Below are 25254 nucleotides of genomic sequence, written 5' to 3' on the forward strand. Positions count from 1 at the left end.
ATTGATTTTCAAGGGAGTTTATATTTTTTGTGAAATACTAGTTATTACCAACCATATAAGTTAATTGTATAAGTGTATCTTCGTTTAACTTATAAGCAATGACTAACATATACCAACCTTTATCTTCTGCTGAAAGATCAATTGTAAACTGATCTGCATTTGGTGCAAGCTGCTCAACATCTACAGCTATTTCTTTATTGGTTTTCGTATGTCTAAGACCAATTTGGGAAGGATTTAGATATTGACCATCTAAGCCTTTTACTAGGTTTTCCACTGTCATTACTGGTCCTGTTAAGCTTGTCACTTCAACGATTTGTGGATGTGCAATCACATTCTCTAATTTAGTTAGATCTTTTAGTGGTGAGAAATCTGTTACTTCATTTCCTGCGATATTTAGTGTAACTAAATTCTTCGCGTATTGTAAGCCTTCAAGACTCGTTACTCTTTCAGTTCGAGTAGCAGGACAATCAAGAATAGTGAGCTTATACATATCACCTAGTGTTATTTCTCCTGTAAGCCCTAGTGTTTGCTGGATATACATTTTAAGGTTTCTATCTGTTATTGTGATGATTTGATTGAAGTCTATTGCCACTAACGCAGCTTTTGCTTGAATTAGCATTTCTAAAGCTTGATCGATTTCTACTTGAGTGGTTTGCTTATTCGCAAGAAGTTCTTCTGCTTTTGCGATGCTAGCTTGGAATGCATTCATACTTTCAGATGTATAGCCCTCAGAATCGATGGCTTTCGCATCTTCAATAGCAGCTGCTAAATCTTGTGTGAAAATTCTATCCGCGTTAGCGAAATGTAATTTAGCATCTCCCCATGTTGCATGGTCAGAACCGTCCCCGTTACCTCCGTCTGTAACGACTAACTTAAGCTCTTTGGCACCGCTAATATTCACTTCAATGAATTTTTGAGGATCTTTAGATTGCATTAAGCCACTGTCGAATTGTTTTTCTCCATCAACAAATACTTGGAATGTAACAGAGCCGATCGAACCATACATTTGACGATCTACACCCACAAATGAAGTGAAATAATCAGCATCTTTATCTGTTAAATCATAGACGATTGTTGAATTGGAATGTGCGCCAATTCCTTTTGTATAAGAAGTTTCACTGCCGTCAGCTGCCGTTAATCTTAAAGCATTTCCACTTGTAGCTACATCTTTTTTAGGAGCGGTATAGCTGTTTTGAGTAGATTTCCATTCGAAATCTGAAAGGTAATGAGTATCGTCCATATTCACTACAGAGATTGTTCTTTTCTTTGTGATTTCATTGCCATCACTATCAGTAACAGTATACGTAAGCTCATAAGTACCAGCTCGATCGAAGTTTACTTGATCTATTCCTGTCACTTGTACAGCAGCTGTTAAATCGCCATCTTCTGCATCTATTGCTGAGTATTGTTCGTTGATGTCAATAGGAGTTCCGACTTTAGTTGCAATCGATTTAGGGATTGTAAGCTCCGGAAGTCCATTTGAAATATAAAACTTGGCATCAGCAAAGTTAGCGTGGTCAGATGAATTGTTGTTACTAGAATCATTTGCGATCAGCGTTAATTCTTTTACATCATTCAGTGGAATCCTAACTAGTTTTGCTTCGGTGTTATATTTCATAACCCCGCTATTATAGACTTCTTGTCCATCTGCTAGTACTTTAAAAGTAACACTTGAGTTATTATTTTCAGGGATATTTCGATCTACTCCAACTAATGTTTCAAAGTAATCGTAGTTCTTATCTGCAAGATCGTACACAATTGTAGAGTTTGCATGCGTACCAATCCCTTTGGAAAATTCTTTCGTCTCTCCATTAACGAGTACCTTAATAGAGCCTCCTGAAGAAGACGTATCTTTCTTAACCGTGCTGTAAGCAGTTTGTGCAGACGTCCAATTTGTATCACTTGTGAATGTAGTATCACTGTACACATAAATATTTCTAGATGCTGTCGCAACATTGTTATCACTATCTATTGCAGAATACTGAATCGTATAAGTACCTGTTTTCTTTGTAGTAAAGTCAGGAGCTGTTACTTGGATTTGTTGCTTTAAATCTCCATCTTCAATATCAGATGCTACAACATCTTTTAACAGATCAAAATCACTGTTTAACTTCACCATCGTTAAATCTTCAGAAACAGTTAATGTTGGAATACTAGAGTCTTTTGTTAACTTCGCATCCGCCCATACTGTATGGTCAAATGAATTCCCATTATCATTTGCATCTGTTGTTACTAGTTTAATTTCTTTTGCTCCTTTAACCGGAACTTTTACAAATTCATGTTCAGTATTGGATTTAAATACTTTACTAGTTAATTTCTTATCACCATCTACCCACACTTCAAAAGTGGCAGATGCGTCTTTTCCTTTTACATTTTGGTCTATGCCAATATAGCTTTCAAAGAAATCGAAGTCTTTTCCTTCAATGTCATACACAACCTCTGAATTAGCATGTGTACCAAGACCTTTTGCGTAAGTAACATCTAGCCCTTGTCTCACTAGTGTAATAGGCGTGCCAGGAGTTGCTGTGTCTTTCTTCAAGCCGCCATATTGAATGTTCGCCGATTTTGCATTCATATCTGAAACATATGCATAATCACTTGTTACGGACACTTTTGCTATTTTCGTTTCAGTAAGATTCGCATTTTTTACTTCGAAAACAATTTCGTAGTTTCCTTTTTTTGTTGTATCGACAGTGTTCGATTTTATTACTACATTTTCAGTAATATCCAGACCCGAATATGAAGATGCTTTTACATAATCCATTGGGTCATACTGTTGGTGTAATTTTAGCGTTACTTGCTCCTCTACAGATAGGGTTGGCTGCTGTGATTTCACTTCTGCAGGTTTTAAACTGTTTAATTTTTTATCATAAGCAACTACTTCATACGTATGAGGAATAGTTGTATCGACATTTTTGTCGACAAATGACAGACTCGTCGTATAGCCAATTACTTTTCCATCTCGAAGTATTTCATAACCCATAGAAGCATCTTTATTAGCTGCATCTATATCATAGGATAGGGAAATCTCCTTTTTTTCTATATTTGTTATTATAGATTGTACTGTAATTTTCGCATCGTTTGAGAACCCAGACCCTTCATAACTACGTCCTAAACTATGCATGTATTCTAATTTCACAGTTGGTTTAGGTAAATGGGCTACTTTTTCCTTCATTTTATCGGTAGCTGTTACATAGCCCCAATCTTCGAAGAATTGTGTTAAATCTGTTTCAGATGCTAAAGATAAACCGACAACTAATCTTTGTAAGTTGCTGCCTAAGCCATTCATAACACCATCAGGGTTTGTTCGGGCAATTCGAGAAGCCTTACCATAAGTATCTTCACCGTAATAATATTGTACTTGCTCAAGTATGCCTAGGTAAGTCCAGAAGCCATGGCTTACTTTTTCTCCTGAAAATCGTTTGTATAATGTGTTCCAATCAACTCGATCGTTATTATCGTTTTCGAATTTTTTTCTCAAAATTACAGAGTATAGATTATTCGTTATTTCAGTGTGCTCCATAGTGGAGTTATTAATGTTATGGCCCCATTCATGAAAATAAGCCCAACCATCGTTACCAGGAACACCAAATGGTTTTACGATTTGTTTGAAGAAACCATCATCTCTTCTCGGTGTATTACCTCCGTTATAACCAGTGTATCCCCAGTCAGACCAGCCATAAGGTCCTTTTGTAAACACCCTAGAAGTGAACTTCGCATTAAAGCGGGCATCATTTTCTGTATAACCGCTAATTTTTTGGAACTCTTTCCATAAGCTTTCCCAGTCATTCATCGTGTCTGCTACAGTTTTCCCTGTAGATTTTAATTCTTGTATGCCCTTTAAAGCACCAGCCGCACTTGTAGAGATTGTATTATTTTCAGAAACAAGCTCTGCGATATTATAAACAACATCTTTAGGAATACCATTTGAAAAGTCATTATCATTTGTACTAATTTTCGCTACATATGCTTCTAATTCTTTTTCAAACGCTGCAGGCTCCGTTTTTCCATGATAGTAAACAGGGAAGGCTGTACCTCCAACTAATCTTACTTTAGGCGCATAGGCTTGCTGGCTTGGTAACGCTGGGTTTTCTACATATATTGCTGCAGGTTTCATATTGTCATATGAAGGAGCCTTTATCGTATTTAAACCTGGTTGTAATGAATATCTTCTAATCCAGCCGTTTTTATCATCAGCAATTTGTCCTAAAACTAAGTTAGGCATTACGCCGTTTTCATCTGCATCAACAAAAACCTGAACCGTCTCGCCTGGTACTACATATCGACCAAAAGTTTCTAAAGAGAAAGATGTTCGTGCTATCTGATGTTTACTTGCTTCTGTATTCGAATTTCCTCGCTGAGATGCTGTTACGATTGCTTCATTAGCAACATTGACGTTATTTAATATATCCTTTGCAAGCTTGATGTTTACTTGCAATTGTTCTTTTAATGGATGTTTAGCAACTTCTGTTTCTAATTTATTGATCGTGCTTATTGAAGCAAATTCAGGCTTTAATTCATTCATTAAACCATTCGTAAATAGATTATTTACTTTGTCTTCTAAAGGATCTTCCGTATAAAATGCTAATTCTGATAAAGTGGCCCAATTTCGGTCAGATTTCTTAAATTTAAATTTAATTCGCTTAAAGGTAGTAGGCTCGAATTCAGCTTCCACCAATCCGGCTACCATTGCATGTTGTCCAGTAGATACAATTTGATAAGTATCGCCTTTTGATGTTTGAGAAGCATAGATTTCGAACTCTTGAGCAAACCCTTTAAGGTCAGATTTTCTTGCCCCATACATAATTCGATTTAACGTTACAGCTTCATTAAATTCTACTTCTACTTCATTTGTAAAATCGTTGGTATTACTTCTATTCGTTTCCCAATAAGTGTCTAAGTTACCGTCGATAGCATTTCCAATTACTGCACTAGCGTAGTGACCTCCGTTGTTACGAATACTCTTAATGTTTGTACTGTTTATTCTAAATAATTTAGAGTAGTCTTCGTTAGCGTAATGAGTAAATGGCTTTGTTGTAGCTGTTATTGCTTCTATTTTGTCTTGTGTTAACAGTAATTTCGCATTTTCAATATCTTCTTTAAAGAGAGGATAGAGTGGATGATCTTTTGCTTCCTCTGTTAATGCATTTAAGGCAGTGATTGTATTAAACGCATCGCTTACAGTGCTACATGTATCATCAGTAAATAATTTTTTCATTTTTTCAGATACAGGATCTTCTTTATAAAATAGAAACTCTGAAGCACTTGCCCAATCTTGGTTTGCTTTTTTATAGACAAATTTTAAACGCTTAAATTCTGTTGGGTTAAATTGAATTTCAACAATATCCCCTGTAGAACCTTTATATTCACCAGACGAAACGAGTGTAAAGTCATTCCCTTCATCAGAAGTTGAACTATAGATGTCAAACGCTTGGGCAAATCCTTTTCCTTTTACAGTGGATTGACGAGCTGCGTAAACAATTCTATCTATTGTGATGTTCTCATTGAAATGAAAGATGAGCTCATTTGTGAACGTAGCGGTATTTTGCTTACCTGTTTCCCAGTGGGTATTCATATCTCCATCGATTGCCTTTTCAATAGGAGATCCAGGGTAGTTTCCGCCATTGTTCGTAATTGAGCGGATATTGGATTTCTCCATTTTAAATACTTCATTATATGTATTCAATAAGTCATTTTCATACAAAGTAAACTTATTGACATTCGCAATATTTGCTAGTTTAATATTACTTCCAGCTGTAGTCGTTGTAACCCTTGTATCGTGATTTGTATCCGCTAAGACATTCATTGGACCACCGACTAGATTTAATGCCATGGCCGCTACTGTTGCGATCGTCACTACTTTCATATATGTTTCCTCCTGATGAATATGTTCCTAAAAAGCACACAAAAAAACCACTCAATAAGAGTAGCCCTCTATTCCTATAAAGCTTTCATAAAAAAGTTCTGGACTTTCATGAAACTTTATATCAACAAAAAGTAATATGTACTCTTCGGCAACTGGCTGACTTAGTGATACACCTTAGTCCCTATAGCTTTGCGTCCCTAAATTTCTCTAGGTTTGCCTATTCGATTTTATACTTCAAACAATAACATAATAAAATTTTGTCATAAAGAACAATTTGCCCTATATTTTACTAATTACGATAAAGGTATTATGGCTAAAATATCAATAAAACGGTAAATTAATCTACCTAATATAATAGGAAATATGGAGTGGGTATACAATAAATAGGTTTGTATAAACAATTTGAATTATGGGATAGATGTTAGAATTGAAGTTAAGGAAGCGTAAAAGAGTAGGTAAACATTATTTTCCCCAACGTATTGAAAACACAAATACAGAAGAGGGAATTGAAGTGAATTTACTAAGAAAAGAATGTACACACTAAAGTAATCAATAAGCTATCTGTAAAAGTAAGCAGTGAATTTGCAATAAAGAGGAGTAATGTCTAATGAAACAAAACAAATATGATGATGAAAATTTCTTTTCTGCCTATGAAAAAATGCCACGGTCCATTAAAGGACTAGAAGGTGCTGGGGAATGGCATGTATTAAAGGCATTACTACCAGAGCTGCGAGATAAGAGTATACTTGATTTGGGTTGTGGCTTTGGTTGGCATTGTCGATATGCTAGTGACCAACAGGCAGCTTCTATAATAGGCATTGATATATCGGAAAAGATGCTTCAAAAAGCTCGTGAAATGACAGAGGATCCTTCAATTACGTATATAAAAAAGGCAATTGAAGACATCAATTTTTCAGAGGCACAATTTGATGTGGCGATAAGTTCATTGGCTTTTCACTATATTAAGTCGTTTGAAGTAATCTGCAAGAAAGTCTATGAATGTCTAAAGCCTGGGGGTTCTTTTGTTTTTTCAGTTGAACATCCCATCTTTACATCGCGTGGAGAACAAGATTGGTACTACGATAGCCAGGGGAATCGTCTGCACTGGCCGGTAGACAATTATCAATCGGAAGGTATACGAGAAACTACATTTTTAACTGAAAACGTCATCAAATATCATCGCACGTTTTCAACATATTTAAATGACTTATTGGCTGCTGGTTTTACGATAAAAGCAGTCAAGGAACCTGAGCCGTCTGAAGCAATGTTGCAGAGTATACCGGAGATGAAGGATGAACTTAGGAGACCTATGTTTTTAATAATCTCAGCGGAAAAGTAAGAGGGTATTTTCATAATATTTATATCTTGGGTTGTCCGGGAAATCAGTGAAAACTGACTTTTTGTGACGGCCCTTTGCTCATTTCACCAAAAAATGATGATCTGGGTAGTAAATCTTTAGATTCTTTCCACGAACTATACTCAACTAATCTACTAAGTGCTCTTGTTGATCAAAATATTTGTAACACCCATTAAGTTGTGACACAGTTGTAACATCCATCGATTATTATAATAAAGAAATACAGTATTTGAGGGGAAAAGAATGCGAAAGTTTTTTAAGTTTATACTTCTATTGGTGGCAGTAGGAGTTATCGTTTTTGTCTATGGAACATTTATTGAATCAAAGTTATTAACTGTTAAGTCACATGAGTTTTCATACGTATCACAGAACCAGGAAAAAGAGACATCCGTTAAAATTGCTCATTTTACAGATACGCAAATAGGGGAATTTTTTAGTATGGATCAGTTCGAGAAGGTTGTTAAGAAAATAAACAAACAAAAGCCCGATATGATTGTCTTTACAGGCGATTTATTTGATATGGGTGCAACGGAAGCGGAGATCCAAGAGATTATCTCTCTTTTAAAAGAGATGGAAGCGCCATACGGGAAATTTTCGGTTTATGGTAATCGGGATGTCGGAGGCGGCATGGTCCGAAATTACGAACGTTTACTTACGGATGCTGATTTTACGCTTTTACAAAATGAAGAAACGACGATTACTTTTCCAAATGGGGAAGAACTACTCATATATGGATTAGATGACGCACTGTTAGGTTCACCTGATATAGCTGGTGTAAATGAAATGCTAGCTCGTAATCAAAATACACTTGTATTATTACATGAACCAGATGTAGCAAAACAGCTTGAGTTTACGAATCATGCCTTAGTTTTGGCTGGTCATAGTCATGGTGGACAAGTGTACCTACCATTTATCGGACCACTCGCTACTACTGCATTAGCTGAGGAATACGTTAAGGGCTGGTATACCCTTTCTGGGAACGTTAACCCAAATTTATATGTGAATACTGGATTGGGAAATACGAAACTGCCATTTCGTTTTGGAAACATTCCACAAGTCGCACTTATAAACATACACTTATAATAAAGTGGCGTCTGATTGAATAACTTAGACAAAAAATCAGCAGAATCCAAGTGGAATTCTGCTGATTTTTTATTTACTAGTAATTTAGATAAAACGAGCAATATCTTCTAATGGTAATCGTGACGAGCCAAATGCTGGTGCAGCTGCTTTACCAATTGCGATCAGTACGATAGGGAATTGATTTTCTGGTAATTCAAATCGCTCAGCAAATTTCACTTTATCAAATCCACCCATTGTTACTGTATCGAATCCTTTTTCTTTTGCGATTAGCATAAGTTGCATTGAAATTAGACCCGCGTCAAAAGAGGCGATGTTCTGTCTAACTTCTAATGGAGCGTGAGGGTACATACGGTGCGTATTGCTAATCGTAATATTTTTCTGTTCTTCCCCCATATGACCTTCAACTACATTTTGTGTGTAGATTTTTTCGACGTTTTTATACATTTCAGCATCACCTAAAACGGCAATAACTGCTGAAGATGTTTCAATTTGTTCTTGATTGTTAGCAATCGCACGAAGTTCTTTTTTTGTAGCGTCATCTTGAATAACTATGAATCTCCATGGTTGTAGATTACTTGAAGAGGGAGCACTTGTTGCCTCTGTAATGATTTCTGCAAGTTCTGCTTGTGTCATTTTAAAACTAGGATCGTATTTACGAACGGATTTTCTTTCGTGCATAATTGTATATAAATCTTTAGTTGCTGTTGTCATTATGTTTCCTCCTAAAACTTACTTAAGGTAAGTTAATAAATAAAATCTTACCATTAGTAAGTTTGTGAGTCAAATAAAAAAGTTTTCTATGCTACAATAAGAGAAATTGAATTCACAGACGGGAGGTTATTATATGACTCAACCGAATTGTACACATATATGCAGTAACTATCATCAAGCGATTGAATTTATAGGAAAACGCTGGATGGGGATGATTATTTATACCTTATTACCGGGTCCAAAAAGGTATCACGAAATTCATGCAACGATCCCGGGAATTTCTGATCGTTTATTAACAGAGCGTTTAAATGAGCTTGTAAATGCAGGCTTAATCAATAAAAAGTTAATTGACTCTTCCATAAAAAAAGTAGAATATGAGTTAACACCCAACGGCTTAGCATTCCAGGACGTTATCCTGTCTATTCTAAAATGGATAGAGTTATGTGACTTTGAACAGACAACAGAAGATTTATAACGAAAAAAACTGGTTAGTATCTCTAACCAGTTTTTATTTTGGAGTTATTTAATTGTACTTATGGAATCTATTATCCTATATGCTAATCTTAAAAACTATTTCACACTCGGTAATAATTTATTCAACAATATTGCTACAATGGCAGCTGTTGCTACAGGCGAGCCAAATAAGTATTGCAATGTAGTCGGTAAAGAATATAAGAAATCATCAGGAAGTAGTGTTAAAGCTAATGTTAAAATCATTGGAACAGCGATTACGTACATTTCTTTTTCGCCAATTCTTTCATTTTTCATCACTTGTAAACCGCTGATTGCAATAATGCCACAGACGATGACGAACACACCACCGATTACGGCAGATGGAATGGCAGAAATTAAGGCAGCTAATTTACCTGAAAACCCGAATAATACAAACCAAGCCCCTGCAGCGACAAAGACGCGACGACTTGCAATACCTGTGATCGAAATGACCCCTGCATTTGTTGAGTAACCCGTTACTGGAGTTGAGCCGAGTAATGAAGCGATGAAGCAACCAATACCTTCCCCGATAACCCCACGATTAATTTGTTTGTCTGTTAATGGTTTGTCGATTACATTACTGACAGCAAACCATGTACCTGTTGTTTCAGCCATTAATACAATATAAATAATAACCATTGTTACAATTGCAGAAATGTTAAAAGTGAAACCAAAGTCTGCAAAAGGTATTTGTGGCATGCTAAACCATTTTGCTTGAGAAACAGCTGATAAATCTAATACACCCATAAATTTAGCAGCGATACAACCTGCGATTAACGCAATGATGACCGAAGTGATACGGAAAACGCGACCTTTCTTATGGAAGAAAGAGCCTAGCATAACGCAAATGATTAATACGGTAGCTGCAATAAGCGCTAAATAGATGTTTTGGTTAATCGTAGCACCCGCACCGTTATAGATATTATCACTCAAACCAACAGGCATTAACGAAAGACCAACAACAAAGATAATGGTACCCCCAACAATTGGAGGAATAAATATCTTCACAATCTTATTAAATAATCCAGTAAAGCCTAAAATAATGACTAAAATAGCACTGATTAAACTTGCACCTAACACGGAGCTCCAACCAAGTTCACCACCGCCACTAGCGGCATAAATACCGACAATGGCACCAAGTGGAACATAAGACGGGCCTTGTGCAATAGGTAGTTTCATACAGAAATAAGTTTGGATAATCGTTGCGATCCCCGCTGCAATAAAAGTCGATTGAATTAAAGCTGTTGATTGACCAGACTGTAAACCGATTAACATCGCAATAAGAAAAGGTACTACATAGACATCCATAGCCATTACATGTTGCAGTCCTAGAAGAGCTGATTGAACGACTGAAACTTTTTCATCGGGTAAAACGGTTAAATGCGTGGGACTGATTTTATCGTTAGCTAGCTTGTTATTTTGCGTTTCCACTAAGATACACACCTCAAAAGTTTAAGTTATTTATATTGATGATTGACTTTAGGTACTTATAGAGTAAAAAAATTCTTATTCAGTTCTATCATGAACCTTATTGCCTTGCACCCAGACTTCACGAATGTTTTCTGGTCGAACAAGGTACATGATTTTTTGGAAGATATCGTTTAAATCTTCATTTGCATCAAAAATCGGTAGCTTTGCAGAGGCTAGTTTTGTATCGATAATTTGTACGTCCCATGTATAGTTTTCTTGTAATCGACCAATAGGTAGGCTTAAACTTTCCCCGCCACCAGCAGTTGCTAAATAGAATGCTTCATTAATTGAGATACGTGAATTTGGTACACCACGTTTTTCTGCAGGAAGAGATGGATCTACACCGTCTTCTAACATTCTAGATGACATCACAGCTTGTCTAGCATTATCGAATAGGCTTGGTGAAAAACCACCAGAAACATCTGAGCCTAAACCAATATCAACACCTTTTGCATGTAAATGTGCAACTGGAATAACACTGTTGGCGAAATATGCATTTGAGATTGGGCAATGACTAATAGCAGTGCCTGTTTCAGCAAATAATTCTGCATCTTCATCATTTAAGAAATTACAATGTGCCATGACAGCTTTATCACCTAATAGGCCGAAATCATGTAAAGCAAAGGCATCATTTTTCTTGAATCGCTCTTGTACGTGACCATGTGCCCAATCACTTTCACTACAGTGAGACTGGATATGCGTATCGTACTTAGCAGCTAATTCTCCTAATCCCTTCAAAGCACCATCCGTACAACTTGGTATAAAGCGTGGTGTGACAACCGGATAGACACCTTGTTTAGTCGATTTCGCTAATTCTTTAACAGCTAAGATAAATTCTTCTGTATCGGCCAATGCTGTTTGCGTATCAGCATCACGATAAAATTCTGGCGTTTGTTCAGGCTCATCCATGACCACTTTCCCAACTAGACCACGCTGACCTTTCTTAGCACATATTTCAGCCAGTAATAAGCTGGCTTCTTTATGAACTGTTGCAAAATAGAGTGATGTAGCTGTTCCATTCGCAAGTAGAGTGCTGACTAAATCTTCATAAACCTCTTTAGCAAAATCTAAATCTGAGAATTTAGATTCAATTGGGAAGGTATACTTGTTTAACCAATCATTGAGTGGAATATCTAATGCAGTTCCAGATTGAGCCCATTGCGGTGCATGAACGTGTAAATCAACAAAGCCGGGTAAAAAATACTGTCCGTCAGCTAATTGATGAAAGTTTTCTTTCCCTTGATATGTATTTAGTAAAGCTTGATAGTCCATATGATCAGGTGCAACGGCTTTTTCAATCATACCGTCAGCGTTGATGCAGAATAGATAATCTTTTAAGATTTGTACTTCTTTTGAAGACTTACTTGTGAAAGCAGTCCCACGGAAAATTTGCGTATATTCAGTCATATAATCCACCTTAATGTTCGTGTTTTGATAATTGTATGGATTATTATAGGGCATTATAACCGTTAAGTCTATAAAAAACGAATATATTGATAAATATACATATTAAAATGAGAGAATAAATTAGTTTTTTTGCAAATGATTAATATTATATAGTAAAGAGATATGGGAAAATGTATAAAATATGTATTTTGATTCGCTCTTTCATCGGGATTATAAAGTTAGTTAAATCAAATCTAAAAAATTTATACGAAATCTATATCTTCACAGACAATATGAATTTTGTTGCACGCTTATCGTATTAAGCACCTTAAATTTGTGAATGATAACAATTGAGGAGGTGTAAATACTATGGCTCAAGAGATTCTTTGTGAAGTCGATAATTGTACGTATTGGGGCTCTGGCAACAAATGTACGGCAGAGGCTATTTACGTAGTTAATCAAAGTGGTAAACAAGCTTCCAAAAGTGAAGAAACAGATTGTAAAACATTTACTCCTGAAGAGCATTAACCTTCTAAGGGTAACCTTCTAAGGGTAACCATTGTAATGGTTATCCTGTTTAATTATGTCTAGGGATTCGAGCCGTAAATGAATGCAGAATCCGTAGACCTTTTCCTTAGGTATAAAATTCTACATAAGAGGCTAAACCTTTTATGTGACTATTTTTCATGGAAGGGGAAAAAGACAATGAGTTCCGTATTACATGCAAAAAAACGTACTGCAGGGAGACAATCCACGTTAACACAACTTAGAAAGAATGGTGCTATCCCAGGAGTTGTTTATGGCCATCAATTGGAGTCTACTTCAATGGCACTTGATGCAAGAATGTTTGCTAAAGTGTTAGCTGAAATCGGAAGTAAGAGTGTGTTTCAATTAGATGTCGACGGCAAAAAGGTTAATGCGGTGTTAACAGAGGTGCAACGGTGTGCTTTAAAGGGCCATATTAAGCATGTTGATTTTAAATCAATTAATATGTCTGAAGAGTTAGAAGTCGATATACCTATTACGGTAGTAGGTGATGCAATTGGAATAAAGCAAGGAGGTTTCTTATTGCAGCCAAATCGAGAAATTAGGATTAAGGTGAATCCAGCACATATACCAGAAACAATTGAGGTTGATGTCTCAGATGTCGAGATCGGTACTTCACTTTATGTATCCGATATTCGTAATAAGTTTCCCTTTGAGATTTTAAATGAAGATGACTATACAATCATCACAATTACACCGCCTCCTGCTGAAAATAAACAGGAAGAAACTGTAGATGGAACGCCTGAAGTAACTGAAGCAACGGGACAAAATCCTTCCGGACAAGAACAATAAAATGAAGATTAATGAGCTACATCAGAAGTCGGAAATTTGGCTGATGATGTAGCTTGTTTTTTGGCTCAATTAAATCACTTATAATTTTTTTGTTTTTTCGAAAAATATAATGAACCTTTCCCCTAACTCATTTGTATAGTTAATGAAAACACAAATTAGGAGGGGGATTTTTATGCAGCTTTCTTTGCAAGATGTTGTGAAGCAATATAATGGAACGACTATTTTAAATGGGGTCTCCGCCAGTTTTTACGCAGGGCATTGTTACTTATTGCTCGGTCAAAATGGTGCAGGAAAATCGACATTAGCAAAATGTATGGTAGGGGATGAGAAGGTAGATGCAGGATCGATTATTCTTAACGGCTCAACTTCTCAAGTGTTTGACGAAATTGCCATGCAATATCAAACCTTTGAAAGTTATAAGCATTTAAGAATTCGGGAGATCATTCAATTGTTCAAGATATTAACGGAAAATGCTTACTATTCAGAGGAATTATACGAAATTTTGGGTATCCATTCTTATGAACGAATGTTATTAAAAAATGCGTCAGGTGGTCAACGTAAGGCTGTATCGATCTTTTTAGCATTTCTGCTCAATAAGCCAATCCTTCTTTTAGATGAGCCATTTGCAGACTTGGATTTAATGAAGAAAAAGAAATTGCTGTATTTTTTACAAACATCCATGCAGCAGCAAAATAAATTATTAATCATTATCAGTCATGAAGTAGCAGAGTTTGAAGCGTTATTTGATTATATCTACATTTTAGACAAGGGGAAAATAGTAGAGCATGGCAAGAAAGATGAATTGCAGCAAAAATATAAGCATGCCGTATTGCCTGGGATTGAAGGTATTTACTTTGACGTAACAGGTCAGGTGTTGGGAGGTAGAGGCGCATGATACTACAAATTGCACGTATGTATATGCTAGAAAACTTACGTAATGTAGGTGTATTATTTGGGAACTTAGTGACACCGTTTCTTTTTATATTTATTTCGTGGATTTTTAAAATCTCATCTGTAGTAAGTGAAGAGTCGTTGTTATTTATAATTAAAGGACAGTTTATGTCATTTTCTATTTTATTGCTCTTATTTCAATTTGCATTTTCGAGTTCAACTATTTATTTAGCGGATTTAAAAGCAGAGCGTACGTTTAACTGGATACAGCGGACAGATGCTACACCATTAAAATATTATGTAGGAATGGGTATTGGTGTAGTTACGTTAATGAATATTAATTTAATCCTTGTATTACTTGGTTATCGCTTGTTAATAGATATACCTCTTGTCTCTATGGCGATGATTGTTCTTGTTAGTAATTTCGTTTTATTAGCACTATATCCGTTAAGCTTTATTTTGGCCGGTTTATTCCGAAATGGTAAAGTTGCGCAAAGTATGTTAGTGCCAATTATGCTTGTTTTAATGTTTTCGATTACGATGACGACAATGTTTACTAGTTTAGCAGGTAAAAACCCTCATGATTATTTTGTATTCTTAAGTTGGAACCCCATGTTATATTTAAATGATATTGTGCAATTTAATCTTGATTTAATACAAAAAACATGGATGCCTCAGTATCAATATTTTTTGATTTTAACAGGTTTAAGTTTGGTGTTAGCGACCATCGCTAGAAAAGTATATAGTATTCGGTAGGTGATTTCTTTTGGATATTGGATGGATTATTTCCCTGAGTGTTGGTGGCATATTAATGATAATAATTTTAGCCATTGCAATCCCTATGGATAGAAAATATATCATTCGTGAAAATGGGAAAATTAATTATAAGAAAACAACGATTTATTTGCGTTGGAATGTGTTTGATACGTTAACACTTGTATTATCAATTTATACGATACTTTGTGTGCAGGCATTAAATTTCTTGGTAACAGGTGGTCAAACGATAGAAAACCCATATGTTCAGTATTTTACAAACCAGTCGCAAGTATGGGTAATTGTGATTGTAGCTTATTTGGTTTCTCGTGTTTCCATTACATTAAAGTCGATTAAGGCTCATTGGGGGGATGAGCTTGATGACGAGCAATGAGGAATGGATGGAGGCTTATAAAAGTGGAAACGTAGTGGGCCTCGAAAACCTTTACAATCGTTTATATGAACCCCTTTATTGCTTTTTGTTTCGCTATACACGTGAGGAGCAGCTAAGCATTGATATTGTGCACGATACCTTTGAACGTTTACAACATATAAAAAATGATTTTGATCATCATAAAGGAACGGTTAAAGCATTTTTATTTCAAGTAGCATATAGGCTAATGATTAATAAATTGAATCGACGCAAGAAATGGCGTACACTATTTCCATTTTTAACACCTACGCCAAGTTATCGACTATCATCAGATGAAAAATTAACAGTCCAACAAGCGATTCTTAAATTACCTGATAAGCAGCGTGGAGTTATTTTACTGGCGTATTATGATGATTTACCACAAGAAGAAATTGCCCAAATTTTATCGATTCCTATAGGTACAGTAAAATCGAGGTTACATAATGCCATGAAGGCTTTGAAAGAAGAGCTAAAGGAGGATTTTCATGCTTAAAGATGAATTTCAACAGGAAGAACAGTTAAAAATACATTTAGATAAGTATGAAGTACAGATTCCTGAGTTATCCTATCAATTGAAACGTAGTAGATGGCAACGCTTCATTCAGTACTTAGCCTCTCCAACGAAAGATCCATTAGAACCTATTTGTACATCTTCAGTTGGTTTTACATCACTGAAAGTAGTGCCGATTGTGTGCGGGATTTTCATCACTATTGTTCAAATTCTAATTCAATTACCATGATTCAATAATAGGATACATAGATCATTATGTATCCATTTCATAATTAGAATAGCTGTAGTTTTATAAAAATGTTTAATTTCTCTAAATTTATACACACTAATCTAATGAAGGATGGTGATGAATTTGAAGAAGTACATAGCTACGCTTTTACTAATAAGCTTATTGGTGTTCGTAACAGGTTGTGGCGAAGGATCAAAATCCAAAGGTTTGGAAATATCGAGCGATGTGCAATTTGATAAAGATGATTATCAAAAAATTGTTGCTGCTAATAATCAACTAGGCTTTCAATTACTAAAAGAATCCAGTGAGGATGAAAAAGGCAATATCTTCATTTCTCCAATGAGTTTATTTATGGCATTGTCTATGGTTTATAACGGAGCAGATGGAGAAACAAAAGAAGAAATTGCTAAGGTTTTGCATGTTGAAGGTATGGGAGTATCCGAATTGAATAAAGCAAATGCGTCGCTCATGTCGAAGCTTCATAGTCATTCAAAGCAAATTCAATTAAATGTTGCGAACTCGATTTGGCTAAATGACGAATTTCATTTTCAAACTGATTTTGCCCAAAGTAATAGCGATTATTTTAATGCTGAAATACAGGAGATTACGATTAATGATCGTAAGTCTCCCCAAAAAATTAATGCGTGGGTTAAAAAGTCGACAAATGGAAAAATTGATAAAATTGTGGATGAATCTTTAGAAGCGGATTTAGTGGCAATGCTCATTAATGCGATCTATTTCAAAGGGGACTGGACACATAAATTCGATAAAGAACAAACGCAAAAACAGTCATTTCATTTAAAGGACGGTACAACAAAAGATGTATCACTAATGGCTCTAAATGAAAACCTAGCTTATTTCGAAACTGATAAATTCCAGGCAGTTTCCCTTCCATATGGCGATGAAGCAATGAGCATGAAAGTATTTTTGCCGAAAGAAAACTACAGTGTAGAAGAATTAGAAGGCATGTTCACAGTGGATAGCTGGAAACAGTGGAACTCATCATTTATTAAACAAATTGGAACGATCTTGCTACCGAAATTTCAATTGGAATTTGAAGTATTATTAAATGATATTTTGAAACATCTTGAGATGACGACAGCATTTGATAATAACGCTAATTTTACGAAGATGGTTCAAGAAAATAATCCGTTATTCATTAGTGAAGTGAAACAGAAAACCTTCATTGATGTTAATGAAGAAGGGACGGAAGCCGCCGCTGTAACGTCTATATCGCTTGATACGGCATCTGCACCTGCCGCATCATTTTTTATGGAAGTAAACCGACCGTTTTTCATTGTGATTACAGATGATACAACGGGCACAATCTTATTCTTGGGCTCAATATCCAATCCAACAGAAAGTAAATAGTTGTTCCACTCCTTTTCTCTCAGATTCTACTTGAATAAAAATCAGAATAATTAGATAATTATAGGTATCTCAAAGGGGGGATACGGATGGAAACAACTTCACAAACGCAATACGATTGGAAAGAGATTGTCTCTAGTCTTAATGAACTTCTTCGCTTAAAAGCCACACCAGTAGGAATGAAAAAATGCTCTACAAAGGCAGAAATGGAAGCGACACCTAAAATACGCCGTCCCGATAAACGCTATTTGTTAGATCAAATTGTTGCACAATCAGTTCGTCTTGGTTGGACAATTGGTGTTACGGCTGACGATCTTGCCATGAAACAATGTGGTGCAATTGCGGGTTTAATGCCACAAGACGAAGATTTTTACTCTGGAGAAGCGATGGAAGGTGTGTGGTTTGGAACTCGTGAAGATTCAGCGGCCCATCAGAAATGTCTAGATGTCGTACCTTATGGGAGCTATGAAGCTCTTGCTATTTCACCACTTGCAGCTGGTAGAATTGAGGACCCAGATATTTGTTTAATTTACGCTACGCCAGGTCAAATGATGTTACTCATTAATGGTCTACAATGGGTAGGATTTAAAAAATTCGAATGGAGTGTTTCAGGGGAAAGTGCTTGTGCAGACTCATGGGGGAAAGCGTTAGCAACTGGAGAACCTAGCCTTTCTATTCCTTGCTATGCAGAACGCCGTTTTGGAGGAGTTTTAGATGAAGAAATGCTAATGGCTATCCCACCAAAAGATTTGGTAAAAGGGATTGAAGGACTAAAGAAGCTTTCAAAAAATGGCTTACGCTACCCAATTCCGCCAGTTGGCATTCAGTCTGATACAACTGAATACCTGGCACCGATTTATCCTGCATGGGTAAAAACAAATAAATAAAGTGAATTCCTATGATAGCAACCTATTCTGTTGAGAAAATTAAATAGCATAGATTGTGGACTGTATTTTTATCGAAGTTTGGTAAAAATACAGTCCTTTTATAATTTAATATTGAAATTTGACCCGAACAGTCGCACTAATTGTCATTTGTCCCTGCTCGATTGGTGTTGATATTGTTTGGTCTGCCATTGCGATTGATTTATAGAGCACAGGCCCACTATTATTCTCTTCTACAATTTCTATTGGTTGTGGATATAAAGATAATTGCATTGTCTCTGCAATTGTTCTTGCTTTCATTTGTGCATTTTGAAGAGCCAGACTAAGTGCTTGTTGATAATAGAGGTCTGTATTTTCTATTTTAAATTGAATGGAGGTAATACGATTGGCACCATTTTGCACTGCAGAATCAATGACAGTTCCAACTTGACTGATATCTGATACTTTAACCGATATAGCATTTGTAACCTCATATCCTTTAAAGACTTGTTTTCCATCAATGAAGTCATAGCTAGGTAATATAGTATAGCTCGCTGTTTGAATATCCTCTCTGGGGATATTGAGCGCTATAATTGACTGAATAACGCGATTCATGATGTTCGTATTTTCTTGCTGAGCCTCATGGACATTCTTCCCTTGTGTACTCACTTCAATTTGAAGTTGGACATAACTTGCTGTAGTCATTACCTTACCATCCCCTGTTACGTTTAGTACGCGTAATGAGGGGAGATGCTGTTGGCTAATATTTGTATAATACATCGGATTCCACCTTCCGCATTGTTTATACTAGTAATACTATGCTCAGTGACGTAAAAGCTTGTCAGTTAAGTTGTTTTGGACAAGTAACGAGGGTACCGGTGCAATGTATTTTTCTTATTTGTTTTTTAACAAGTGATCATGCATTTTTGAGAAAATAATTAAGGTAAGAATAGCCCCTACAAAGGCTAGGGACATATCCCATTGTGCATCCCATATATCCCCTTGCATACCTAAAAAGTCTTTAGAAGTTTTTCCCCCTTTGGAAATTTTAGTACTCAACCATTCGATAATTTCGTATAACGCTGCGATTGCAAGCACAATACTAATTGTAATGCCGGACAACCAAGGGCCTTTCTTTAATGGCGTGAAAGATAATAATATTTCTCTTACAACAACGGCTGATAACCCTTTTAGAAAATGTCCGAATCGATCATAATTATTTCTATTTAAGTCAAACTCCTCTTTAATCCAATTGAAAAGAGGGACTTCGGAGTATGTGTAGTGACCACCGATAAACGTAAGAATGGATAAAAGTGCAATAATGCAGTAAGAGAGTGTAGTAAATCGGAACTTGTTATAAGTTACGATGACAATGATTAAAATAACAACAGCAGGGCTAACTTCCGCTAACCAATCTAGGTATGAAGCTGGTTTAATAATCGACCAGATAAAAATGATGGTAACAACAAATAGTAATCCTAGATGTATTTTTGAATGTTTACTTGTATCCACCTGTAATCACTCCTTCTGTCCAATAGTATGAGGAAAGAGAGAAGTACATATACAGTGGGATATTGTCATGTCAAAATCTTCAATTACATAGAGAATTATCATCCGTTTTATTGCACAATTAATGAAAAGGGACTAGCTCAAAAAGTCATTTTACAATGACTTTAATGCTAGCCCTTCATACGTCCATGGATGATTTCGTAAATAGGACTGTAGCTTGGCACAGGAGTGCATCACTATCTGTTTCCGTGGTATTTGAAAAGACTGTGGAGCCTTCCCTAACAAGCAATTGAGATTTATCCTACCATTTGTAGCAATGCTTCTACCCCAGTCATTCCGCTAAAAATACCATGTTGTTCTGCCTCATAAGTAACGGATTCGAGCGGGGCCATTAATAGCTCATCGATGGTCTTTACGCCAACTGCTCGACCAGCAATAATTTTTCGATCTACTAATCGGCTATTTAAAAGTCCAACATCTAATGCCCCACACATGATATAACCAGTATTATTTGAAATGGTTAATAACGTCGTTTTCGGTAAGCAAACAGTAACAGCTGTAAAAAAATGCCCTTTAATCATGATGGGCTCTATTGTCACCATCTAAATCACTCCTTTTATCTATATACATATGGTTAGGAGCAAAAAGATGTTCGATGAATTTCATTGAGAAAAGAGCGGCGTGCATTTACTTAGCGGTGTATACATCACTCGGCACATAATAAAATAGAAAAAAGCTACTCTAAGGAGTAGCTTTACCAATAGATTAATTAGTATAAGAAAGCATCGCTGTTTGTTTGAATGTTTTTAATGCCATTGTTGCTTCGTTTTTAGTGCTGTATTCGAACATACGGAAAGTATCCTGTTCAAAAACGGTAATAACCCACATAATGAAGTCTCCTTTGTATTCAGATTTTGTACTATAACAGACTGGTAAAATATGGTGATTTTCTAAAATTGTTATACATCAGTTGTGTATCTCATTCTACGCTTATTTTTTAAAAAAGAAAGTGATTCGTGAATACTTTCACAAATCGTTCAAAAATGGGCATCATTTTGTGAAAATTATATGAAGATAGGTATATGTACTGAATTTGATAAATAGATTGAGCCTAGTGCATGAATACGTTTGCAACAATTTAATTTTCGGCTAATGAGCGATCGAGCGTTCGTTAATTGAAAATAAAGTCTCCGTCAGATATTTAGATTTTGAATCGTACAAACGAAATTTTAAATTAGGATGTAATTACGCCTTAAAGTAATTGATCTTCTGAAATAGTTTTTTGATAATTCTTTCCTCAGTATAATTCATCTCATTTCGCAAATAGTAAGTCAACAGAGTTTTTTGATTTTCCTTTTTAGTTGGGGAGGTGAAGTTTTGAGATGGAATCATGTGTTGATGTTAACCGTTTGTGTATTAATCTTCTCTGCATTTTATGTAGGATTGAGGACTTTGGCAGATAAGGACAGAAGTTATTATGAAGAGACAGGGCAGGTCGTGTGGGATATTGAAACAAAGGAAAAGGTAGTTGCCTTAACGTTTGACGATGGACCACATCCGGAATATACTGCAGCAGTGTTAGACATATTGGCAAAATACAAAGCGAAGGCTACTTTCTTTATTATTGGAGCAAATGCGGAAAAGTATCCGGATGTTGTCCAACGATCATTTAAGGAAGGGCATGAGCTTGCGAACCACACGTATACGCATCCTTATAACGCTTCAGTAACGGAATTGCAAGATGAGATACAGCAAACAAATGAAATGATTTACAGCATTACTGGTTTTCTGCCTACATTATTTCGTCCAGTCGGTGGAAATTACAATGAACAGATGATCAATGCTGTAGTGGATGACGGCTATAAAGTAGTAATGTGGTCTTGGCATCAGGATACACAAGATTGGAAAGAACCTGGTGTTGATAAAATAGTGAATAAGGTATTGAAGGGGACGGAGCCTGGTGATGTGATTTTATTCCATGATGGGGGCGGAAATCGCGAACAAACCATTAAGGCACTGGAAAAAATACTGCCCGAGCTGCAAAAGCAGGGTTATACATTTGTTACAGTCTCACAACTAATTGATGGCAGTAAAAAAGAGGTTGCCAAATGAGTTAGAGTATCGGCTTATTAGACACATTCTCTTCCTTTAATTGCATATAAAAAAAGGGATCACCTCAAATATAATACAATTTGAGATGGTTCCCTTTTTATTAGAAAAAGAAAAGTGGTGCTAGTGCAATACCTGTTATGAAACCTAGTGCGATGCCGACTCCAAATCCTGGACGTCGGAAGCCCCAAAAACCTAGGCCATAGCCACCGAATTGTCTATCAGGTAGAATCCACACCTGTTCTCTGTCTATCTTTGTGATTGTGCCATGATGGACTTTTCCATCTTTACATGTAATTCTAACTCGTTTGCCATGATATCTACAACAAACATTATAAGCTTCTGCTGGATTCACACATATCCCTCCTTTCAACAAAGTTACATAGTAATATATGCTTCTACTCCTATGAGGCACTAGCCGATTGTCTAATCGAAACATAAGCTATAAAAAAGGGTGAAATATGTGTCTGTAATGCCAACGCAAAAGTGGTTATTAAAGTGGTTGGAGGACTGTAAAAAGACGAGTGGAAAAAGCTTTGAGGAGATTCAATGTGAGGTTATTTGTAGCCCTTTAATAGACCTATTTTTGAATGCAAGTCCCGAAGAAATACAATATGAACTGCGACAAAATGGACTGTTTGAGCCACATGAAACATTGGATGTAGTGGAATTGGAAGCAAAGGGTGTTTGGCAATTGGTACAGGCAGAATACGTACTTTTAAAAGAGAGGTGGAACGGTCCAGATATTCCAATTTTTATTTTTCCTATTACAAGAGTGAATGCAGTGGCAAGGAAGAATGGTGTAGCTTATAAAGATGCAGTGTTTTTATTTGTTTCCGAAGAGCTTGAAAAAGAAGAGCTTCGAGCATTAATTGCTCATGAATATAATCATGTATGTCGGCTCCATTATATAAATAAGTCACTTGATGATGTGACTTTGAAAGATTCGCTTTTGTTAGAGGGACTGGCAGAGTGTGCGGTGGAGGAATTGTACGGCGATAAATGGTTGGCACCATGGTTGAAGCTGTATACGAAAGATGAGCTTCTTTTGATATGGCAAGAGCATTTTTTACCTTCATTAGGGGTGCAGGGTTTGTATAACCATTTTGAATTTTTATATGGTGGACAGCTACCGAAATGGATTGGCTATTGTATAGGATATGAAATTGTGCGGTCGTATAAAAAGAACTATCCTTCTAATGAAATCCATGAGAAAACGACAGATGAAATACTTATGGGTTCTGATTTTCCATTACAATAGTGGAAAGGAGTGATTGCTTTGATAAATAAGCTTACAAATGTATTACCACCGGTTGTGGACGCGTCAACGAAGGTCTTGATTGTCGGTTCGATGCCAGGGAAACAGTCTCTAGAAAAGCAGCAGTATTACGGCAATCTTCGCAATCACTTTTGGCCGATTATCGGCGAAATTTTAAAAGTGGATGTGCCAATGGATTATGAAGGAAGGCTTGAACTGTTAAGAGAACATGGCATTGGGTTATGGGATACAATAGCGTCCTGTGAGCGAAAAGGTAGCTTAGATGCCACGATTCGAAATGAAGAGCCGAACGATTTTTATGCCCTTTTTAAGCATTATCCAAATATTCGCCTACTTGTTTTTAACGGCTCAAAGGCATTTGATGTGTTTAAAAAACATATTGGTTTCGAAGTTTTGGCTAATCGCCCTTATAAAAAGATGCCATCCACCAGTCCGATTCCCGGTAAAAACATTAAATCTTTTGAGGGGAAGCTGGAAGATTGGCGTGTGATAGGCACATATTTGAAGTGAATGGGCAAAGAGCTATAGTATGATAAATTTCACCCTTTAATGATATATGCATATAGTAAGTTATGTAGAAAGGGGGAACATGATTTGTATTTTGCTCAATTCGATCCACCACCATTTGGACGTCCACCGATGGGCCCACCGCCGGGAGGCCAACCACCAATGGGCCCACCGCACTTTGGCCCACCGCCGGGAAGCCAACCACCAATGGCTCCACCTTACTTTGGCCCACCGCCGGGAGGTCAACCGCCAATGGGCCCACCACACTTTGGCCCACCGCCGGGAGGTCAACCACCAATGGGCCCACCACACTTTGGCCCACCACCAGGAGGCCCGCCACATTTCGGACCACCACCTGGCCCACCGCCAAATTTTTCACCGCCCCAACCAGCATGGCAAGTGGGTCATTTAGGAATACGATCGTGCTTATTTAAGCATACGTATATTTGGCTAGACAATGGTAGAAGTTTTTGGTTCTATCCAATAATGGTGACCGGAGATGTAGTTACAGGATTCCGTTGGAGTACTAGAAATGGCTGGAGGCTACGCACAATTCATGTAAATAATATTCGTTCTTTCCAATGCTATTAACTAAATATTTCATAGGGCTACGTATGCAAACTATACGTGGCTTTTATTTTGATATTACAAGCGTACACCTTTAGATTGTATCGATAATTAACAATTTAGCGCCTACATCAGTTCTAGAACGATGAGAGCTTAAATGATCACTCACAACATAACCCATTCCTTTGCTTAAAATTGATGAACTTCCATCAGATAATTCACTAATTAGTTCACCTTCAAGAACAAAAATAATATGACCTTTTTGACACCAATGGTCTGCTAAATAGCCAGGAGAATAGTCGATCATTCTATATTTCATATCATTGACTTTGAGTTCTTTCGTCGATGAAAACCCTAATTCACCAGATTTCACAGTGTCAATAATATTACTCCAATCTAGGATTGTATATTCAGTATCAGTATGCATGAATTTCCCTCCTTAACTTTATTCAAATAAAAGATATTATATCAGACAATTTAGTTTATTTATATTGGTTAATTGGATGAGTATCGAGGATAAACTAGTATATACTTAATTATATGGAATATTTTA

General features: G+C 36.4%; 26 protein-coding genes and 1 riboswitch. Of the genes, 16 read left to right on the forward strand and 10 right to left on the reverse strand.

What is annotated here, in order from left to right; translation table 11 throughout:
- Positions 1–37 precede the first annotated feature (37 nt).
- A complete protein-coding gene (locus AEA09_RS15305; protein WP_053584831.1) occupies positions 38–5866 on the reverse strand; it encodes an NPCBM/NEW2 domain-containing protein in 5829 nt (1942 codons plus the stop codon).
- Positions 5867–6010: 144 nt separating this feature from the next.
- Positions 6011–6094, reverse strand: a riboswitch (cyclic di-GMP riboswitch).
- A gap of 379 nt (positions 6095–6473) precedes the next feature.
- Between AEA09_RS15305 and AEA09_RS15310 the strand changes: the two genes are divergently transcribed.
- Entirely contained in the window at positions 6474–7205 is a 732-nt protein-coding gene (locus AEA09_RS15310; RefSeq protein WP_053584832.1) for a class I SAM-dependent methyltransferase, read from the forward strand.
- A gap of 261 nt (positions 7206–7466) precedes the next feature.
- A complete protein-coding gene (locus AEA09_RS15315; RefSeq protein ID WP_053584833.1) occupies positions 7467–8306 on the forward strand; it encodes a metallophosphoesterase in 840 nt (279 codons plus the stop codon).
- 84 nt (positions 8307–8390) lie between these two features.
- Here AEA09_RS15315 and AEA09_RS15320 read toward each other — a convergent pair whose 3' ends face one another.
- Positions 8391–9017 carry a nitroreductase family protein gene (locus tag AEA09_RS15320; RefSeq protein WP_053584834.1) on the reverse strand — a complete coding sequence of 209 codons (627 nt, stop codon included), beginning with the start codon at positions 9015–9017 and terminating at the stop codon, positions 8391–8393.
- A gap of 133 nt (positions 9018–9150) precedes the next feature.
- Between AEA09_RS15320 and AEA09_RS15325 the strand changes: the two genes are divergently transcribed.
- The gene (locus AEA09_RS15325) at positions 9151–9492 is read left to right on the forward strand and encodes a winged helix-turn-helix transcriptional regulator (protein ID WP_053584835.1); all 342 of its coding nucleotides are present in this window, start codon (positions 9151–9153) and stop codon (positions 9490–9492) included.
- A 95-nt stretch (positions 9493–9587) separates the two neighbouring features.
- On the opposite strand, the gene AEA09_RS15330 is transcribed toward AEA09_RS15325, so the two are convergent.
- Positions 9588–10940, reverse strand: coding sequence for a uracil-xanthine permease family protein (locus AEA09_RS15330; protein ID WP_053584836.1), 1353 nt, complete (start codon positions 10938–10940; stop codon positions 9588–9590).
- 75 nt (positions 10941–11015) lie between these two features.
- Positions 11016–12386 carry a guanine deaminase gene (gene guaD, locus AEA09_RS15335; protein WP_053584837.1) on the reverse strand — a complete coding sequence of 457 codons (1371 nt, stop codon included), beginning with the start codon at positions 12384–12386 and terminating at the stop codon, positions 11016–11018.
- Positions 12387–12734: 348 nt separating this feature from the next.
- Between guaD and AEA09_RS19690 the strand changes: the two genes are divergently transcribed.
- The 9 genes from AEA09_RS19690 to AEA09_RS15375 all read left to right on the forward strand — a co-directional run bounded on the left by AEA09_RS19690 (position 12735) and on the right by AEA09_RS15375 (position 18754).
- Entirely contained in the window at positions 12735–12893 is a 159-nt protein-coding gene (locus tag AEA09_RS19690) for a DUF1540 domain-containing protein (RefSeq protein ID WP_082332696.1), read from the forward strand.
- A 177-nt stretch (positions 12894–13070) separates the two neighbouring features.
- Positions 13071–13703 (forward strand): 50S ribosomal protein L25/general stress protein Ctc, encoded by a 633-nt coding sequence (locus AEA09_RS15340; protein WP_053584838.1) that lies wholly within the window; start codon positions 13071–13073, stop codon positions 13701–13703.
- Positions 13704–13875: 172 nt separating this feature from the next.
- Positions 13876–14598, forward strand: coding sequence for an ATP-binding cassette domain-containing protein (locus AEA09_RS15345; protein ID WP_053584839.1), 723 nt, complete (start codon positions 13876–13878; stop codon positions 14596–14598).
- Positions 14595–15350 carry a hypothetical protein gene (locus AEA09_RS15350; RefSeq protein WP_053584840.1) on the forward strand — a complete coding sequence of 252 codons (756 nt, stop codon included), beginning with the start codon at positions 14595–14597 and terminating at the stop codon, positions 15348–15350. The genes AEA09_RS15345 and AEA09_RS15350 overlap by 4 nt, the downstream gene beginning before the upstream one ends.
- A 55-nt stretch (positions 15351–15405) precedes the next feature.
- A complete protein-coding gene (locus AEA09_RS15355; protein WP_245622882.1) occupies positions 15406–15741 on the forward strand; it encodes a group-specific protein in 336 nt (111 codons plus the stop codon).
- The gene (locus AEA09_RS15360) at positions 15719–16252 is read left to right on the forward strand and encodes an RNA polymerase sigma factor (protein WP_053584842.1); all 534 of its coding nucleotides are present in this window, start codon (positions 15719–15721) and stop codon (positions 16250–16252) included. The genes AEA09_RS15355 and AEA09_RS15360 overlap by 23 nt, the downstream gene beginning before the upstream one ends.
- The gene (locus AEA09_RS15365) at positions 16245–16499 is read left to right on the forward strand and encodes a hypothetical protein (RefSeq protein ID WP_053584843.1); all 255 of its coding nucleotides are present in this window, start codon (positions 16245–16247) and stop codon (positions 16497–16499) included. Before AEA09_RS15360 ends, AEA09_RS15365 begins: the two co-directional genes overlap by 8 nt.
- Positions 16500–16622: 123 nt before the next feature.
- Positions 16623–17870 (forward strand): serpin family protein, encoded by a 1248-nt coding sequence (locus AEA09_RS15370; RefSeq protein WP_053584844.1) that lies wholly within the window; start codon positions 16623–16625, stop codon positions 17868–17870.
- 86 nt (positions 17871–17956) lie between these two features.
- Positions 17957–18754, forward strand: coding sequence for a DUF169 domain-containing protein (locus tag AEA09_RS15375; protein WP_053584845.1), 798 nt, complete (start codon positions 17957–17959; stop codon positions 18752–18754).
- 105 nt (positions 18755–18859) lie between these two features.
- Here AEA09_RS15375 and AEA09_RS15380 read toward each other — a convergent pair whose 3' ends face one another.
- The 4 genes from AEA09_RS15380 to AEA09_RS20530 form a co-directional block, all read right to left on the reverse strand.
- Positions 18860–19510: an SIMPL domain-containing protein gene (locus AEA09_RS15380; protein WP_053584846.1), complete on the reverse strand. Its 651-nt coding sequence runs from the start codon at positions 19508–19510 to the stop codon at positions 18860–18862.
- A gap of 114 nt (positions 19511–19624) precedes the next feature.
- Positions 19625–20242, reverse strand: coding sequence for a DUF2238 domain-containing protein (locus AEA09_RS15385; RefSeq protein WP_053584847.1), 618 nt, complete (start codon positions 20240–20242; stop codon positions 19625–19627).
- Between the two features lie 293 nt (positions 20243–20535).
- The gene (locus AEA09_RS15390) at positions 20536–20841 is read right to left on the reverse strand and encodes a YunC family protein (protein ID WP_053584848.1); all 306 of its coding nucleotides are present in this window, start codon (positions 20839–20841) and stop codon (positions 20536–20538) included.
- Positions 20842–21004: 163 nt separating this feature from the next.
- On the reverse strand, positions 21005–21127 hold the full coding sequence (locus AEA09_RS20530; RefSeq protein ID WP_281176747.1) for a hypothetical protein: 123 nt from the start codon (positions 21125–21127) through the stop codon (positions 21005–21007).
- A gap of 510 nt (positions 21128–21637) precedes the next feature.
- On the opposite strand from AEA09_RS20530, the gene AEA09_RS15395 reads away from it, so the two are divergent.
- Positions 21638–22351 (forward strand): polysaccharide deacetylase family protein, encoded by a 714-nt coding sequence (locus tag AEA09_RS15395; RefSeq protein ID WP_053584995.1) that lies wholly within the window; start codon positions 21638–21640, stop codon positions 22349–22351.
- A gap of 100 nt (positions 22352–22451) precedes the next feature.
- Here AEA09_RS15395 and AEA09_RS15400 read toward each other — a convergent pair whose 3' ends face one another.
- Positions 22452–22703, reverse strand: coding sequence for a hypothetical protein (locus AEA09_RS15400; protein WP_053584849.1), 252 nt, complete (start codon positions 22701–22703; stop codon positions 22452–22454).
- Between the two features lie 117 nt (positions 22704–22820).
- Between AEA09_RS15400 and AEA09_RS15405 the strand changes: the two genes are divergently transcribed.
- The 3 genes from AEA09_RS15405 to AEA09_RS15415 all read left to right on the forward strand — a co-directional run bounded on the left by AEA09_RS15405 (position 22821) and on the right by AEA09_RS15415 (position 24725).
- On the forward strand, positions 22821–23609 hold the full coding sequence (locus AEA09_RS15405) for a DUF2268 domain-containing putative Zn-dependent protease (RefSeq protein WP_245622890.1): 789 nt from the start codon (positions 22821–22823) through the stop codon (positions 23607–23609).
- An 18-nt stretch (positions 23610–23627) separates the two neighbouring features.
- Positions 23628–24137: a DNA-deoxyinosine glycosylase gene (locus tag AEA09_RS15410; RefSeq protein ID WP_053584851.1), complete on the forward strand. Its 510-nt coding sequence runs from the start codon at positions 23628–23630 to the stop codon at positions 24135–24137.
- Between the two features lie 84 nt (positions 24138–24221).
- Positions 24222–24725, forward strand: coding sequence for a hypothetical protein (locus AEA09_RS15415; protein ID WP_053584852.1), 504 nt, complete (start codon positions 24222–24224; stop codon positions 24723–24725).
- Between the two features lie 70 nt (positions 24726–24795).
- On the opposite strand, the gene AEA09_RS15420 is transcribed toward AEA09_RS15415, so the two are convergent.
- Positions 24796–25128, reverse strand: coding sequence for a DHCW motif cupin fold protein (locus tag AEA09_RS15420; protein ID WP_053584853.1), 333 nt, complete (start codon positions 25126–25128; stop codon positions 24796–24798).
- Between the last annotated feature and the right edge of the window lie 126 nt (positions 25129–25254).

The sequence above is a fragment of the Lysinibacillus contaminans genome (assembly GCF_001278945.1).
In the GTDB taxonomy this organism is placed as follows: domain Bacteria; phylum Bacillota; class Bacilli; order Bacillales_A; family Planococcaceae; genus Lysinibacillus; species Lysinibacillus contaminans.